The sequence below is a fragment of the Corallococcus terminator genome (genome assembly GCF_049194865.1).
GTDB classification, from domain to species: Bacteria; Myxococcota; Myxococcia; order Myxococcales; family Myxococcaceae; genus Myxococcus; species Myxococcus terminator_A.
The window spans coordinates 17,968-33,248 of record NZ_JBLZWL010000117.1; the positions used below are offsets into that span (position 1 = coordinate 17,968).

The 15,281-nt window shown below is 69.4% G+C and carries 13 protein-coding genes; 4 read left to right on the forward strand and 9 right to left on the reverse strand.

Annotation, left to right across the window (positions count from 1 at the left end; genetic code table 11):
- Position 1 precedes the first annotated feature (1 nt).
- Positions 2-1,429, reverse strand: coding sequence for an MFS transporter (locus ACN469_RS35640; protein WP_498775479.1), 1,428 nt, complete (start codon positions 1,427-1,429; stop codon positions 2-4).
- Between the two features lie 268 nt (positions 1,430-1,697).
- On the opposite strand from ACN469_RS35640, the gene ACN469_RS35645 reads away from it, so the two are divergent.
- Together ACN469_RS35645 and ACN469_RS35650 are read left to right on the forward strand one after the other, a co-directional pair.
- Positions 1,698-2,135, forward strand: a complete 438-nt coding sequence (locus ACN469_RS35645) for a DUF2383 domain-containing protein (protein WP_498775481.1) — start codon at positions 1,698-1,700, stop codon at positions 2,133-2,135.
- Positions 2,136-2,371: 236 nt separating this feature from the next.
- Positions 2,372-3,172: a hypothetical protein gene (locus ACN469_RS35650; protein ID WP_498775483.1), complete on the forward strand. Its 801-nt coding sequence runs from the start codon at positions 2,372-2,374 to the stop codon at positions 3,170-3,172.
- Positions 3,173-3,181: 9 nt separating this feature from the next.
- On the opposite strand, the gene ACN469_RS35655 is transcribed toward ACN469_RS35650, so the two are convergent.
- From ACN469_RS35655 to ACN469_RS35690, 8 genes are all read right to left on the reverse strand, one after another.
- The gene (locus tag ACN469_RS35655; RefSeq protein WP_498775485.1) at positions 3,182-4,279 is read right to left on the reverse strand and encodes a hypothetical protein; all 1,098 of its coding nucleotides are present in this window, start codon (positions 4,277-4,279) and stop codon (positions 3,182-3,184) included.
- 27 nt (positions 4,280-4,306) lie between these two features.
- Positions 4,307-4,867: a DUF2378 family protein gene (locus ACN469_RS35660; protein ID WP_498775487.1), complete on the reverse strand. Its 561-nt coding sequence runs from the start codon at positions 4,865-4,867 to the stop codon at positions 4,307-4,309.
- Positions 4,868-4,960: 93 nt separating this feature from the next.
- Complete coding sequence (locus ACN469_RS35665) at positions 4,961-5,911, reverse strand: VWA domain-containing protein (RefSeq protein WP_498775489.1); 951 nt, start codon at positions 5,909-5,911, stop codon at positions 4,961-4,963.
- 23 nt (positions 5,912-5,934) lie between these two features.
- Positions 5,935-8,172 (reverse strand): RCC1 domain-containing protein, encoded by a 2,238-nt coding sequence (locus ACN469_RS35670; protein ID WP_498775491.1) that lies wholly within the window; start codon positions 8,170-8,172, stop codon positions 5,935-5,937.
- 25 nt (positions 8,173-8,197) lie between these two features.
- On the reverse strand, positions 8,198-9,346 hold the full coding sequence (locus ACN469_RS35675; protein WP_498775493.1) for a hypothetical protein: 1,149 nt from the start codon (positions 9,344-9,346) through the stop codon (positions 8,198-8,200).
- Positions 9,343-9,675: a hypothetical protein gene (locus ACN469_RS35680; RefSeq protein WP_498775495.1), complete on the reverse strand. Its 333-nt coding sequence runs from the start codon at positions 9,673-9,675 to the stop codon at positions 9,343-9,345. Before ACN469_RS35680 ends, ACN469_RS35675 begins: the two co-directional genes overlap by 4 nt.
- Positions 9,676-9,770: 95 nt before the next feature.
- Positions 9,771-10,598, reverse strand: a complete 828-nt coding sequence (locus tag ACN469_RS35685) for a hypothetical protein (protein ID WP_498775497.1) — start codon at positions 10,596-10,598, stop codon at positions 9,771-9,773.
- 87 nt (positions 10,599-10,685) lie between these two features.
- Complete coding sequence (locus ACN469_RS35690) at positions 10,686-11,951, reverse strand: hypothetical protein (protein WP_498775499.1); 1,266 nt, start codon at positions 11,949-11,951, stop codon at positions 10,686-10,688.
- A 913-nt stretch (positions 11,952-12,864) separates the two neighbouring features.
- Between ACN469_RS35690 and ACN469_RS35695 the strand changes: the two genes are divergently transcribed.
- Both ACN469_RS35695 and ACN469_RS35700 read left to right on the forward strand, forming a co-directional pair.
- Positions 12,865-14,370, forward strand: coding sequence for a hypothetical protein (locus ACN469_RS35695; RefSeq protein ID WP_498775501.1), 1,506 nt, complete (start codon positions 12,865-12,867; stop codon positions 14,368-14,370).
- A 39-nt stretch (positions 14,371-14,409) separates the two neighbouring features.
- Positions 14,410-15,252, forward strand: a complete 843-nt coding sequence (locus ACN469_RS35700) for a metal-dependent hydrolase (RefSeq protein WP_498775503.1) — start codon at positions 14,410-14,412, stop codon at positions 15,250-15,252.
- The last annotated feature ends 29 nt before the right edge of the window (positions 15,253-15,281 follow it).

Genomic DNA, 15,281 nt, shown 5'->3' on the forward strand with positions numbered 1-15,281 from the left:
TTCAGGACGGGGAGTTTCCCGTCGCCGGGAGCGGACTCCCGGACACGGCGCCTGCCGGGGGCGGTTCTGAGGAAAGAGGGATGGCGAGCGGATGGGAGGGAATCACGTCCGGATGCTCTTCCTGGACGCGCCGCGCGCGAGGAGACAGCAGAAGGAGACAGACGGCGCCCAGCACCGTGAGCCCCAGGACGACGAAGAGAAAGGCGATGCCGCGCCCGGTGCCCGTGCCCAGCACGCGGCCCACGCTGCCGGCGAACGCGCCGCCTGGCGCCATCCACGGCTCGAAGACCCGGTCCGCCAGCGGACCCGCCACCAGCGTGACGAGCAACACCGCGGACTGCCCCACCGTCTTGCGCAGCGCGGACACCCGGCCCTGGATTTCCAGCGGCACCTTGAGCTGCCAGAGGACCTGGGCGTTGGCCGTGGTGAGCGGCATGGAGAACAGGAACAGCGCCGCCGCCGTGGCGAGCAACGGCACGCTGGGCGGCAGCGCGGCCAGCAGCAGCATCAGCGAGGCGATGGCCGGGAAGCCCGCGATGCCGAGGATGCGCCGCTTGGGGCCTCCCCACGCGCTGGTGAGGATGCCTCCGGCCAGCATGCCCATGCCGGAGATGGAGCCGATGACACCCAGGTTCTTCAGGTCCGTGAAGGCCAGCACCAACGGCGTGAAGAGCAGCAGCACCAGCGCGAGGCTCGCGTTGGTGAAGGTGGTGAAGGCCAGGATGTACGACAGGCCCCGCCGCTCCCTCAGGAAGCGCCACCCCTCCGCCAGCTCCTTGCGCATGGAGCGCGGCCCCGTGCTCCGCGCGGAGGCGCCCGGCGTCGGCGGGAAGCGCACGGCCACCAGCACGCCCGCGGCGAACAGGAAGCTGATGACGTCGATGAAGAGCACGCCGTGCAGGCCGATGCTGCCCACCAGCACCCCGGCGAAGACCGGCGACGCAATCTGGCTGAGCGCCGCGCCCAGCTCCGCCATGCCGCTGGCCCGCCCCAGGTGCCGCTTGGGGATGAGCAGCGGCGTCGTGGCCGTCCATGCCGGCCAGCGAAACGCCGTGCAACAGCCCCCCAACAGGACGATGGGGTACAGGTACCAGGCCTTGAACTCCAGCCGTCCCGTGTCGTCCGCCACCAGGAGCAGCCAGATGAGCGCGGTGGTGACGCCGGAGCCCACGTCGCTCCACAACATCGCCTTCCTGCGGTCCCACCGGTCCACCAGCACGCCGGCGAACGGCGACAGCACCGCCAAGGGCAGCGTCGCGCAGAAGGAGATGAGCACGAAGCGCGTCGTGGAGCCGGTGAGCTGGTAGACGTGCGCGCCCAGCGCGAACGACGTCAGCCCCGAACCGAACAGGGAGATGAACTGCCCCAGCCACACGAGGCCGAAGGTGAAAAGCGGGCGCGACGGCGAAGCAGGCGACGGGGCGGTCATTCGTCGTGAAGGTGCGAGCTGGGTTGGCTGGCGAGCTTCCCACTGGCCAGGGGCACGGCACAGGAACTGGGGCACTCCCAGATCAGCTTCACAGCCCTGACGCATTCTTGCAAACAGACTACCCGGACAGTCGCGCTGATACCTGCTGAAACACGGACGGTGGGTGTGTCCCAAGGGAGGTGGCGGGGGAGGGAGCCCTCGTTGCGGGTGGGCGGGGACGTCGCACCTTCTTGCTCAGCAACCCGTTCACCACTTCCAGGAGGCCTTCATGGCGCAAACCGACAAGGACGTCGAGACGCTCAATTCTTTCCTCCGGGGCGAGATTTCAGCGGTGGAGACCTACCGGCAGGCGATTGGGCACATCGAAGATGACGTGAGACGGCGCACGCTGGAGGAGTGTCGGCTGGACCATGAGGGTCGCGTGGAGAAGCTGCGCGAACGCATCCTCAAGCTCGAAGGCAAACCGGCGGAGGGCTCCGGGGTCTGGGGCGCCTTCTCCAAGATCGTCCAAGCGGGCGCGGACGTGCTGGGCGAGAAGGCCGCCATCTCCGCGCTGGAGGAAGGCGAGGACCACGGCCTGCGCGACTATGAGCGCGACGCTGACAAGGTCAACGGCGACCTGCGGCGCTTCGTGCGCATGGAGCTGCTGCCCGCGCAGAAGAGCACCCACAAGAAGCTCAGCCACCTGAAGCACACCCTCCACTGAGGTGACGTGACAGGTGGGAAGCTCCCGGGGCCCGGGCCGCGCGCGTCGTGGCTCCGGGCCGCTCGTGTTGGGACTCTCAAACTCCGGGAATGAGCGCGGCGTGAATGGCGAGGCGTAAATAGAACGCCAGGGAGGGGTCCGGACGTCGGGGGTTTCACGGCGGACGGATGGGGCCTGGAGGTTGAGGGTGCGGCGTGCGATAACCGGGGGTCCGCCGACGAGGCTGGAGGAGATGAATGTGGCTGGACGACAGCTCTTCGGAACGCGACGAGGTCTCCGGTGATGCGCGGCGCGGTGACGAGCGGGCCGTGGTGTCCGAGCCAGGAGAACCGGAGCGCGAGAAGATGTCCCAGGCTCCCTCCGCGTTGAAGGAAAGCAGCCATGCGGGCGCGCTGAGCGCGAGCTGTGAGGCGCTCTTCCGCTGCACCGAGCAGGCCCTCCCCTGGGCGTGGAAGCTGCTGCAGCTGGCCAAGGGCGCCGGGGTGCTGTCCGCCGAGGCGCGCGGCGCCGCGCTGGAGTTCCTGGACCGCATTCCTCCGCACGTGCGCCGGGGCGTCAGCGAGCTGCTCGCGTTCAGCAACCTGTGGCAGGCCGTCTGCACCCGACTGGGGCGCCCGGTGGCGCGCTCCACGGAGGAGCTGCTGCGCGAGCTGAACGGAGACCTGCAGCTGCTGCTGCGTGGCGCGCAGGCGCGGCTGGGGACGACGGCCGCGCTGGAGCAGGGGTTGCTCCTGCACCTGGGGCGCCTGCGCGAGTCGCGGGGCATGGAGCCCTCCGCCGCGCTGGAGCTGCGGGCCGCGCTGGACGCCTTCACCCACTCGGTGACGCAGGTGATGGCCGCGGCGAGCGCGTACCGTCGCGCCTGGGAGGCCACGCAGGCGGAGCTGTCCGAGTCCGCCGAGTGGCTGGGCGCGGGTGACCCCGGCTTCTGCGCGTGGCTGGCTGAGCACCTCTCCGCGTCGGTGCCCGCCTGGCGCGACGCGCATGCCTCCAGCCGGCTCCTCCAGGAGCTGGGCGCGCTGTCCGGTCCTCCGTAGGCGGGGCCCTCAGGCCTCCACGAGGATGCGGTGCCGGTACAACTCCGCGAGGATGTCCTCGGACAGGTCCGCCTGCTTGTGCTCGCGCAGGTGGTGGCGCACGGCCTCCACGGGCTGCCGGCCGGTGAACTCCACGAGCAGGCCGTAGGCCTCTCCGGGCAGGGCAATCGCGTCGAAGTCGCTGTACGCACCCAGGGCCACGCCGCCGTCGGGCAGCCACTGCACGGTGGCGTCCGGGTTGAAGCGCAGCGTGGCCGGCAGCTTGGGTGAGGTGGACGTCGCGAGCAGCTTCTCCACCGCCTTCAGCTCGATGATGCCGTCCAGGCCGAGCAGCTTGTCGAGCCCCTCCGCCGTCAGCCCGCGCACCAGCTGGTAGCAGGCGCGGAAGTACTCCACCTCGCGGCCCACGTGCTCCTTCCAGAGCTCGGCGTAGGCCTTCGCGGGAGGCGGCGCGTCGTCCAGGTCCTCCACGCCCAGCGGCACGGGGTTCAGCTCGGGGCGGTCCTTGCCGGACAGGACGTAGTCGGGCAGCAGCTGGAGCGACGTCCAGCGCGACAGCTGGATCTCCGTCAGCGTCAGGTACGTCTTGAGGGACATCCAGAACTTGCGGCCGTCGGCGCCCGCGACGTACTTGCAGAAGAAGGTGGAGCAGACGGCCTCGCGGTACGGCCAGATGGTGCAGCCGCCGCTCTCCTCGCCGTAGTAGGGGCAGCGCAGCGACGCGGCCCGGCCGAAGAACTGGTGCCCGTTCTTGTAGAGGAAGTTGAACTTCGCCGGAGGCTTCACCCACTGCGGCGTCACGCCGATGCGGCCGGCGATGCGCGCCTCCATGCGCCGGCGCCCCTCGGCCAGCTCCGGGCGGTCATCCGACAGCAGCGCGCCGACGAGGTAGTTGGGCAGGCGCGGGAAGTACGTGCAGCACTTGGTGTCGGGACGGAAGAAGCGGCTGACGCCGTCCACGGAGTCGACGGCGCCCTCCGCGTTCTCCTTGCACATGGCGCACTTGGAGCATGTGGCCTTGGTCTCCTCGGGGACGACGTCCTGGCGGAAGAAGTCCGGGAGGACGTCGCGGTAGAGCTCGGGCAGGCTGTCGAGGAGGCGGGTCATGGGGCTCGGGGGCTCTCTGAGGTGGGGTCAGCGCGCGGAGGGGTCGTACCACTCGATGCGATAGGTACAGGACTCCGCGTCGTGACGGGTGCGGGAAATGGTGAGGCCCCGGACACCGATGCGGTGCAGGCCCTCTTCCAGCACGCCCTCGACGAAGCCCTCGGTGACCTCCGGCTCGTTGAACCACAGCTCCGCGGTGGTGGGGTTCACCACCGTGACCCGCGTCTGCGTGAAGTTGTTGCCGCTGCGGAAGTTGTGCGTCATGCGGCCCAGCGAGCGCATGGGGCCCAGCACGCGCGCCAGCGTGAGCACCGCCGAGCCCATGACGGTCTGCGCGTAGCCCTCAATCATCCGCCGGGCGAGCCGCCGCCGGGCTTCTTCCAGGGGCTTCTCCGGGTAGAGCGCGCGGCCCACCTCGTCCAGGCAGCTCACCCAGACGGTGTGGGGATAGGCGGCCTGGAGGGGGGCGTCCAGGTCCATGCCCAGCGCGCGCAGTTGGTTGCGCAGCTCGTAGGACAGGTCCCTGTCGAGCGTCTTCAGGTAGAGGCTGTCCACCGTGTTGCCGAAGATGACGCGCTCCTGGCTCATGCGCTCGTGCCCCCCGAGTGTCGCCGGCCTACCCAGGCCGGCGGACGCGCATTCTCCCCGGAGCCGACCTCCGGAGGCCAGTCCCGTTGACGACTACTCGCGGACTTCGTGTACGGGCAGCAGGGGCGGAAGCACCGCGTTGCAGCCCCGGCCCAGGTTGCCGAGGACGATGGCGTAGTCCGTGAAGTCGACGACGCGGTCCCCGTTGAAGTCCGCCGCCGGGTTGGCCGGGGGAACGCTCAGCCCGTAGTTGGCGAGCATGAGGCGGTAGTCCACGGAGTCGACGCAGCCGTTCCCATCCGCGTCGCCGGGGATGGGGAGCGGGCGCACGTCGTCAATGGGCGTGTAGCGGCCTCCCGACGCCTTGGCGACTCCCTGGACGAACGAGATGAAGAAGGGCTCGGGTGCCGCCAGCGTGACGTGGTTGAAGAAGACATCCGCGTCGAGGATGAGCTGGAAGGGGTTGGGGCTGTCGCGCAGCGGGTCGCCCGTCTTGAGCATGTTGCGGACCTTCCACTCCCACGAGCCCTCCTCCAGGGTGGGGAAGCGCGTGGCGCTCGGAGGGCCGAAGCAGAGCGTGGTCTCCGGCGTGCTGTTCTCCTCGCCGTCGGAGATGAGGCGGACGACCTTGCGGGCGTCGATGCCGGGGCCGAACTGGAGCAGCTCGTCGGCGGCATCACAGACGGCGAGCGCCAGGGGCGTCGCGCCCACACCGGGGCTCAACCGGCCCAGGCTCGCCACCGTCGTCGGGGCGTCCTCGAAGCCCTGCTCGCGGCGGTAGCTGCCGCCCTCGAACGTCCAGATGGCGAACAGGCGCGGGAGCGGGTTCGTCATGTTCACGAAGTCGCGGCCACGCACGAGCGCATCCGCGAAGCGCGTCTGCCCGTTGGCGCGCGTCGTCTTCATGGAGCCGCTGCGGTCAATCAGGATGATGACGTGCTCTTCGGTGAAGGCGTGGGCGGCGGTGCCGGACAGCAGGGCGAGCGCGAGGGCGGCGCCCGCGACAGCACGGGGGGCCCAGCGATTCAGGGTACGAGCGAACATGGGTGTCTCCTTGTCGAGTTGCATCAGAACAGCTCCACCTTCACGGGGATGACGCTGTCGTCGCGCGTGCCGTCGCCGAGCTGGCCTTCCGCGTTGGCGCCCCAGGCCCACGTCGTGCCATCCGAGCGCAAGGCCATGGAGTGGTGGTCTCCGGCGATGACGGCCACGACGTTCGTCATGCCCGCGACCATCACCGGCACGTGGCGGTTCTCCAGGAAGCCATCCCCAATCTGTCCGTCGAAGTTGAAGCCCCACGCGCGCACCGTGCCGTCCGAGCGCAGCGCCAGCGAGTGGTAGTCCCCGGCGGTGATGGAGACGATGCCGCTCAGGTTCGACACGAGCACCGGCGCGTTCTGGCTCAGCGTGGAGTTGTTGCCCAGCTGTCCCGAGCCGTTGTAGCCCCAGGACCACACCGAGCCGTCCGAGCGCAGCGCCATGGAGTGGTAGCCCCCGGCGGTGATGGCCGTCATCGCCGACAGCCCCACCACCTGCACCGGCAGGATGTGCCAGGAGTTCGTCCCGCTGCCAATCTGGCCATCGAAGTTGTAGCCCCACGCCCACACCGTGCCGTCGGAGCGCAGCGCCAGCGAGTGGCTGTGCCCCGCGGCAATCGCCGTCACCCCCGCCAGGCCCGTCACCTGCACGGGCTGGTTGCGGTCCACCGTCGTCCCGTCACCCAGCTGCCCGTAGCGGTTGAAGCCCCAGGCCCACACCGTGCCGTCGTGGTGCAGTGCGAGCGAGTGGTAGGCCCCCGCGGAGATGGCGGAGATGCCAGCCAGGCCCGACACCGCCACGGGCTGGGTGCGGTTGGTGTTGGAGCCATCCCCCACCTCGCCCCGCGTGTTGACGCCCCAGGACCACACGGTGGTGTCGCCCTTCAGGACGACGGTGTGGCGGTGTCCGGCGGCCACGGCCACGCTGGACGTCAGCCCCGTGCGCGCGGGCACGAGCCGGTCCGCGCCCAGGCCGTTGCCCAGCTGGCCGTCCTCGTTGTCACCCCAGCTCCACAGGTTCCCCGCCGCGTCCAGGTAGACGGAGTGCAACTGGCCGGACGCCACCCCGGGGTTGCCCAGCGTCATATTGCCCACGCGCACCGGCGACATGCGCGGCTGGAACGTACCGTCACCCAGCTGGCCGAAGGCGTTGTCACCCCAGGCCCACACGGTGCCGTCCGCGCGCAGCGTCAGCGAGTGCTTGAAGCCCGCCACCAGCGTGACGCCGCCGCTGAGGCCCGCTTGAATCGGCAGCGCGCTGCTCGTCAGCGTGCCGTTGCCGAGCTGGCGATAGCGGTTGTCGCCCCAGGCCCACACCGCGCCGTCCGAGCGCACCGCCAGCGAGTGGTAGTTGCCGGCGACTGCGGCCAGCACGTCCGTCAGCACCGCCTGCACCGGGTAAGGCCGGTTGATCTTCGTCCCGTCGCCCAGCTGGCCCGTGGAGTTGAGCCCCCACGTCCACGCGGTGCCATTCGAGCGCAGCGCCACGCAGTGGGACGCGCCCGCGGAGAGGGTCACCACGCCCGCCAGCGACTGCACCTGCGCGGGCGTGCCGCGCGTCGTCGTCGTGCCGTCGCCAAGCTGGCCGCTGCGGTTGTCGCCCCAGGCCCACACGGTGCCGTCCGCGCGCAGCGCCAGCGAGGTGTTGCCGCCCGCCGCCACCGCGATGACGCCGCTGAGGCCCGGCACCTGGACGGGCAGGGTGCTGCTGGTGGCCGCGAGCGTGCCGAGCTGCTTGGAGCGGTTGTCGCCCCAGGCCCACACGGTGCCGTCCGAGCGCAGCGCCACCGAGTGGGAGAAGCCCGAGCCCACCGAGAGCACGCCAAACAGGTTCTGGACGCGCACCGGCTCGTTGCTGGCCAGCACGGTGCCGTTGCCGAGCTGCCCCGAGTAGTTGTCCCCCCAGGACCAGACGGTGCCATCCGAGCGCAGCGCCATCGAGTGGTAGTCACCCGAGGCCACCGCCACCGCGTCCTCCAGGTTCCTCACCTTCACCGGCGTGGGGCTGTCGGTGAAGAGGCCATTGCCCAGCTGGCCCTGCCGGTTGTAGCCCCAGGCCCACACCGAGCCGTCCGAGTGGACGCCCACGGAGTGGTACTGGCCCATCGACAACCGGGTGGCGGAGGCGCGGCCCGCGAGCGCCTGTCGCAGGGCCTTGTCCTCGGAGGCAGGGCCCTGGCCGCCGCAGCCCGTCCAAAGCCAGAGGCCGACGAAGAGCGCCCACGTCCAGCCAATCCTCGACGACAGGTGAGACACATTCCGGCTCATGGACATCCCCCTTGGGTGTGAGCCGTCAGCGACGGCACCAGGCCTTGCCTTCGGCATCCTCGCAGCCGTCCATCACCCACCGGGCGATGAGCCGTCGCAGCTCCACGGGCAGCTCCAGGCCCGCCATGGGCATGCCGGGCTTCGCGGCGACCAGGCCGTGCTCGGCCTCCAGCGCGCGCGTCTCCAGCCTGCGCCAGTACTCCTCGCCGGACTTCTTCGTGAGGTACTTCTTCAAGCCCTCCGCGTCCGCGGTGAAGGCGCTGGCCGCCCGAGGGCTCGTCGCGTGGCAGTGCACGCAGGTGGCGTCCCGGAAGAAGGGGCCCCAGAGATAGGCGAGCATCGCGGGAGGCACCGCGCCGGGCAGGGCGGCGTCCTTCAGCGCGAGCTTCGTCACGCGCGCGTCCAGCTCGCGCTCCTTCTCCACGCGCAGCTCGTCGAACAGGCGGTGCAGGAGCTTCGCCTCGTCCAGCGACAGGGGCACCTCCGGCATCCGCCGGTCCTCGCGCGCGTAGGGCATCTGCTCGCGGGAGTACTCATACGTCCACTCGGGCGTGTAGAGCCCCAGCGACACCGCGTCCCGTCCGGAGAGGGGCCTTTCTCCCGCGTGACAGCTGGCGCAGCGCGCCTTCCAGAGCCCGTCGGCGTCCCTGCGCTCGGCGGGGGTCAGCTTCGCGGCGGGGGCCGCGCGCGCGGGCAGCCGCACCGACAGGAGCGCGGCCACGTCCTTCAAGTCGCCCGACTGGAGGTTGGGATAGGCCATCATCCGGGGCGCGCGGCTGCCCTCGTGGTGGGAGAGGGTGCTGGGGCGCTTGAGGAAGGCGGCCAGCCCGCGCGCGGAGATGCGGGGAGTCTTCTGTCCCGGATGCTCGAAAACTTCCGGGGCGTTCATGTAGGCCAGCGGCTTCTTGGCCAGGTGCGCCAGCTTGTCCTCGCGCACGGGGATGGCGAAGTAGCGCGGGTCCGGCTCGCGCTTCTGTCGCTTCACCGCGACGTCGTTGATTTCGGCGTGGCAGCCATAGCACTGGCTGTCCGTCCACCGGCCCAGGCCGTTGGCGAAGCGCGTCTGGGGTTCGGTTCGCTTGGGCGTGTGGCAGCCGGTGCACTCCTGGGCCACGACGCCCTTGGCGGAGGCGAGGCCCCCCAGCACGAGGACGAGGAAGGCGAGCCACCTCACGGCGTGCTCCCGCCAGGCGGGGTGAGTCTCACGCGCGAGGGGTCCTCCTCGGGTTCGGCGAGGCCCTGGAGCACGTGGCGGAAGTCTTCGGACGTCGCGTCCTCCTGCTTCGCCTGACAGGCCCGATAGGCGCTCACCAGGGCATACCCCGACACCGACCACCCCGCCTCGGTGGAGCCGGCCGGAGGTGGCACGCGGGTGACGATGCACTCCTGGACCTGCTTTTTGCGCTGCTCCGGTGTCTGGCCTGGCTCGTCCGGGTCTTCGCCCGAGCAGGCACAGGCCGTCCATCCCACGAGTCCCGCCAGGACCCAGACCCTTGGCTTCATCTGATGAAACTCCCGAGCCGGGAGCGTCATGGCCGTCGCCATGGTCGCCCCCGGCTGCTGATGTGTGAGGGTTCGTCTTCGCGACGCGGGCCGGCTCAGCCGAAGTTGATGACCAGCGGCGTGGGCGTGCAGATGGCGGCGGAGTTGCTGGCCGCGGCGGGAGACATCGTCGCGGTCTGCGCCGTCAGGTTCAGCGTGAAGGACTTGATGTACGTCTCCCAGCCGACCTGCGGGTCGGACGAGACGAACAAGGAGGGGCTGAGCTGCGCGAGCTTGGCCGACTCGAAGAGCACGTCCCAGCTGTTGCCCTGGAGGCCCAGGTTGGGCGCCGTCTGGAGCACGCCGTCCGTCACCAGCCGCTGGTTGATGGCGGGGACGTTCAGCAGGGGGCTGTTCGTCGCGCACAGCGGCACCGAGGCGCGCAGGGTGATGACGGAGTTCGCGGCGATATAGGCACGCACCGCCGCCTCCTCCGCGGGGAAGACGTAGACGCTGAGGCCGCAGACGAACGGATAGTTGCCGCCGACGACGGTCGGCCGGTAGTTGGTCGGCATGGTGCGCAGCAGGTCCGCGATTCCCGCCGAGGGCTGGCACGAGCCGGCCGAGGGAAGCGGGAGCAGCCGCGCGTCGGTGATGCCGTGGCGGGAGATGAAGCCGTTGTACAGGTCCTGCTGGTGGGCCGTGGGGTACAGGTTGACGAAGAACCGCCTCATGCCAGCCACGGAGGCGGCGGAGTCGGTCGGGACCTGCTGGTACTGGGTATAGAAGACGGGACCGCGATTCATCCCCATGTAGGGAACGAATACCATCTCAGACTCGCGGATGGTGCGCGCATAGTCGAGAGGCGGCGTGTCTGACTGGGCCTGGGCGGGAACAGCGGCGAGACATGACACGACGGCGAGGCAGAGCGAGAGCAATCGCATGGAGAGAGGGCCTGGTTCGAGAAAGGAAAGGAAGGGCGGAAGCCATCCAGAAGATGGCCTCCGCCCTGAAATCAAAGCGAGGTGGGATTACGGCTGGCCCAGCAGCGCCCTGCAGCCCGCGTCATTCATGTTCCAGTTGACGCGGCCCAGCTCGAAGCCGTCCATGAGGCACGTGACGTTCAGGTTGGTCTTGACCTGGAAGTCGGTGGGGCCCGGGTTGTACTGGATGTAGGTGACCTCGTTGCGCTCCAGGATGAGCTTCTCGTAGTTGGCGCGCATGGTGAAGATGGAGTTGGTCTGGTTGGAGACCTGGCCGTTCACCGGCGTCGTGTAGCGGCGGACCTCGTTGAACAGCTCGTCCTGGAGGCGGGCCTGGACGGCGTTCACGACGTTGATGAAGTTGGCGTCGTTGGGCGCCGTGGGGCCCCAGACGCCGTTGGCGCCGAGGTACTCGATGCGGATGCCGCAGGCGTTCTCGGAGGAACAGGTGACCAGGCGCTGGAAGAAGGCGCGAACTTCGATGTCCACGCAGGAGCTCAGGTGGAAGGCCGCGAAGGCGCTGGCCTGCTCGAACAGCGAGCGCCAGTTCACCGTGAAGCGCGCCTGGCGGGTCAGGTTGTGGGTCTTGATGTCCCAGTCCACCTGCGCCGTCATGATGCTGTCCCACTGGGCGCCCGTGGCCATCAGGGCGCGGAGCTGGTTGCTCCACGTCGGCAGGGTGGTGGCCTGGAACGCGATGTCCTGCGCCACGACGCTGCCACCCAGGGTGGGCAGCGTGTTGAACTTGTACATCACGTTCGTGTCGAGGTTGTACGGCGCGGTCGGGTCCAGGTGCGTGAAGCAGTTGGGGACCTTCACCTCGCGGCCGTTGACGACGAGGATTTCAAACTCGCAGTCGATCTCCACGCGGCCGTTGACCGGCGCGAAGCCGGAGAGCAGGAACTGGGTGGTGGAGCGGGCGGCGGGCGCCGGGGCGATCTGGAAGCCCTTCGCGGCGGCCTCGGTGGACAGCCGGTTGAGCGCGCCCAGGTCGCTGGTGGTGGAGAACGAGCCACCCAGGTTCGCCAGCTCCAGGCCCGCGAACCATCCGTAGATGGGGGTGAAGCCGGAGATCTGGAAGCGGGGGATGGGTTGGGCCGACGCGGGCGACTGGACGGCGATGCCGCCGCGGCGCGGGACGTAATAGACGAGGTTGTTGTTGTCCGTGTCGCCCATCAGCGTGAAGGCATCCTGCACGGTGGGCGTGAAGTGCTGCGCCATGGGCTTGGCGGACGGGGACATCGGCGCGGCGAGGGCCTGCGTCGCGGTGAGCGACAGCGCGGCCGCGGCGGTAGCAGACAGGAACTTCTTCATGAGTTGCATTCCTTTGCGTGGCGTGATGACTGGAGGGCGCACTCTTCCCGTGCCCACGAGCCGAGGGCTCGCGAACGCATACCGGCGTCCAGGTTCCCCACCGAAGAAGCGTGGGTACCGTGGGCCGTTCCGTGTGCTGTGTGGCTGGACTCCCCCTCATGCGTCCAAGGGCGATGATTGAACTTGGACAGTTCCATCCTACCGATTGCGGGCCAGACTGCCAGTGCGGGTCAGGTCAAATCGACTTTGTCTTGAAAGGTTATTCTGTCGGTGAAATCTGGTTTGATTTTGTTTGGGGGTTCCCGAGGGGTCTTGTTGAATCACCCGTCGTTTCGTGACGCATGCGTATCAATGAAAGCGTGCTCGCCCCGGGTGATGGCAGTCACGTCACGGCGATGGCGCGCGCTGGTTGTCATTACGGCGCCACGAATTGGGACCACGTGGCGCAATCTTGCAAGGGTTGAAGCCTTGTCACGCGAAGGACTGCGTGGAAACCGCACGTCGGCATGCGTCGCGACGCGAGCACCTGGACACGGGCGCTGAAGGGCTCCAGCGGGCGGGGCCTTGTCCGGAGCGGCGGGAAGTCCCGGTGGCGCCGTGCCTCGCCGGCTGCTGACCGGGCACGCTCCAGGAGGTAGGGCCGCTGGGAGTGGAAGTCTGCTGTCCAGCCATCCTCACCGGGGGAGACTCTCGCTCCGCGTGCGTGATCCTACGACTCGGTGCGGTGATTCACGGTGCACCTGGGCGACAGGTGGGTGTGGATGGGAGCGTGAGTCGTTCACCACCCGTATGAGTGCGTGGGGCCTGCGTCTGGAAGGGCACAACAGCGTCACCGCGACGGAGAAGTGTCCGGTACACTGCACGGCCAATGCTGTGGGTCACCTCACCGGTGGGCTTGCGCGGGACACGTGCCATGGACGGCTCTGTTTCCTTTCCTTCCTTCGCTGTGCGCCGTGGCGAGGACGTGCTGTCTCGCGTGCGGGATTCGATGGCGCACAAGTTTCCCCACTTCCTGCCGGTGGCGCGCCAGTCGCTCTCCGCCTTGGTGGGCTTTTGTGATGGCTGGCAGCGCACCTTCCCGGCGAGCCGGGCCTCGGGCGTGGTGCGGGAGCTGACGACGTGGGAGCGCTTCCTCTCCACCGAGCCTCGCTCGCGCCGCATCATGTTGACGGTGCAGCCCCTGGGCGTCGACACGGCGGCGGGGGCCTGGGGGCCCGCGCTGCTCGCCCAGGTGGCCCGATGGCACCGTGACACGCGGGGCCGCCGCTACAACCAGCCCACGGATGTCTGGTTGGCGGGGCTGGGCCGCGAGGGGCTGGACGCCCGACAGCGCGTCTCCGATGACAGCGTGCTCATCGTGGCCGTCACCCACGAGGGCGGCGGGTTTCGCATCGCGCGGCTGCCCCTGGAGGACTCGCACCTGAACCCGGCGGCGGTGGCGGGGCTGCTGGCCGCGTCCGCGCCGTGCACGCTCTCCGAGGCGCGCCGGGCCGGGCTGCACCCCCAGGTGGTGGTGGACGCGGCGGGGCGGGGGCGCAGCGCCTGGACCTCGCATCTGTTGACGACGAGCACCTGGATGGGGGCCCGGGTGGACCCGGGGACGGGCTCGCTGGAGCTGGCGTTCGACCATCTGGTGATGGATGGCACCGCGATGATGGAGGTGTCGCGCGCCATCGCCGCCGCCATGCCCCGGCGGGGCGGCCCGGCCACCGACGAGTGGCTCACGGGGGCGGAGGAGCCCACGCCGCTGTTGCACGTGGAGCTTCCGGAGCGGCTGGACTTCCGAAACCTCGCGTGCGCCTCGCTGCTGGCGCTGGAGCGCTCCGGCGCGGGCCTGCTGCGCGGTGACAACCCCACCATGCTGGTGCCCGTGTTGCCGGATGCGCCCTCGTCCGTGGCGAGGCCCTGGCGGCGCATCCGCATCGCGGTGATTCCCTCGCGGACGAGCCAGGGGCCGGTGACGCCCGAGCAGGTCTCCGCGCTGCTGGCGCGCACGCGGGGGGAGGGTGGGGTGCTGGAGGATGTCTTCTCCACCTTGTATTCGCCCGCGCTGCCCTGGTGGATGCCGTCGCTCACCACCCATGGCTTCGCCTTCACGCCGGGATTGAGACAGGTGGCCACGGCGTTGTGTGGCAATGCGCTCTTGTCGAAGATCACCATCGAGGTGGAGGACGAGGCGGCCCTGGAGCGGCACCTCCCCCTCTACTTCAACACCATGCGGCCGTTGCCCGCCGTGGGGGGCGGCGTGGCGCTCTGCGTGACGGAGGTGCTGTGCGCGACGCGCAAGGGCGTGCGCAAGCGCTTCTTTGGCGCTATCGCTGGCAGCGGCCCCTTCACCTCCCGCGAGCGACTCACGGCTTTTCGCACGGAGCTCCAGCGCGAGGTATCGCTCCGCTCCCCGGTTTCCTGTTCCCCCTGACCCGCCGTCCCCTCCGGCGAAAGCGAGTTCCCCCCACTCATGGTCAATCCCCCCGACCCCCGCAGAATCGTCCCGCGACCGCACCTGAAGTTTCACTTCGACGCCACGTTCCCCCGGGTGTGGCATCACAACGGGCTGGGTTCCACGCACCTGTGGAACGGGCTCAACATGCTCTTCCCCCAGGGTGAGCGTTTCTTCGTCCGCAGCGTCAATCACTACCTTCATGACCTGGATGACGCGCCGGTGTTGCGCGCGCAGGTGAAGGCGTTCTTCGCCCAGGAAGGCCAACACGCGCGGGAGCACCAGGACTACATCGAGCTGCTGGAGTCCCAGGGGTATGTCATCACCGGCTTCATGCGCGCCTACCAGCGCATCGTCTGGGGTTACATCGACAAGTACTTCCCGCCGTCCGTGCGGCTGGCCATCACCGCCGCGCTGGAGCACTACACGGCCATCATGGGGGAGAACACGCTGACGCTCGGCGTGTTCGCGGATGGCCACCCGGCCATGCGCCAGCTCATCGAGTGGCACGCCGCCGAGGAGATTGAGCACAAGGCCGTGGCCTTCGACGTGCTGCGGAAGGTGGCGCCCGGCTACGCGCTGCGGGTGACGGGGATGTTCGCGGGCATCATCGCGCTGTACGGCCTGTGGTTCGCGGCCACCGTGACGCTGCTGCGCCAGGAGCCCGGGTTGGGTTGGAGGGGGATGTGGCGGGAGCTGCGCAGCGCCCACAAGAAGGACCCGGTGCTGGTGCGCGTGCTCTGGCGAGGCCTCAAGGAGTACCTGCGGCCCTCCTTCCATCCGCTGGACAATGACAACCTGCACATCGCCCGCGCCCACCTGGCGACGCTCGACGAGCCTCCCCGGGCGGAGGCCGCCTGAGACGTGACGTCGCGCCCGCCGCGAGGACT

Coding starts and splice junctions, on each gene's coding strand:
- ACN469_RS35660 (WP_498775487.1), bottom strand. CDS start 4,867: ATGAGCCAGGAGCGCGTCATCTTCGGCAACACGGTGGACAGCCTCTAC.
- ACN469_RS35685 (WP_498775497.1), bottom strand. CDS start 10,598: ATGCGATTGCTCTCGCTCTGCCTCGCCGTCGTGTCATGTCTCGCCGCT.
- ACN469_RS35665 (WP_498775489.1), bottom strand. CDS start 5,911: ATGTTCGCTCGTACCCTGAATCGCTGGGCCCCCCGTGCTGTCGCGGGC.
- ACN469_RS35655 (WP_498775485.1), bottom strand. CDS start 4,279: ATGACCCGCCTCCTCGACAGCCTGCCCGAGCTCTACCGCGACGTCCTC.
- ACN469_RS35670 (WP_498775491.1), bottom strand. CDS start 8,172: ATGAGCCGGAATGTGTCTCACCTGTCGTCGAGGATTGGCTGGACGTGG.
- ACN469_RS35645 (WP_498775481.1), top strand. CDS start 1,698: ATGGCGCAAACCGACAAGGACGTCGAGACGCTCAATTCTTTCCTCCGG.
- ACN469_RS35695 (WP_498775501.1), top strand. CDS start 12,865: ATGGACGGCTCTGTTTCCTTTCCTTCCTTCGCTGTGCGCCGTGGCGAG.
- ACN469_RS35690 (WP_498775499.1), bottom strand. CDS start 11,951: ATGAAGAAGTTCCTGTCTGCTACCGCCGCGGCCGCGCTGTCGCTCACC.
- ACN469_RS35680 (WP_498775495.1), bottom strand. CDS start 9,675: ATGAAGCCAAGGGTCTGGGTCCTGGCGGGACTCGTGGGATGGACGGCC.
- ACN469_RS35700 (WP_498775503.1), top strand. CDS start 14,410: ATGGTCAATCCCCCCGACCCCCGCAGAATCGTCCCGCGACCGCACCTG.
- ACN469_RS35640 (WP_498775479.1), bottom strand. CDS start 1,429: ATGACCGCCCCGTCGCCTGCTTCGCCGTCGCGCCCGCTTTTCACCTTC.
- ACN469_RS35650 (WP_498775483.1), top strand. CDS start 2,372: ATGTGGCTGGACGACAGCTCTTCGGAACGCGACGAGGTCTCCGGTGAT.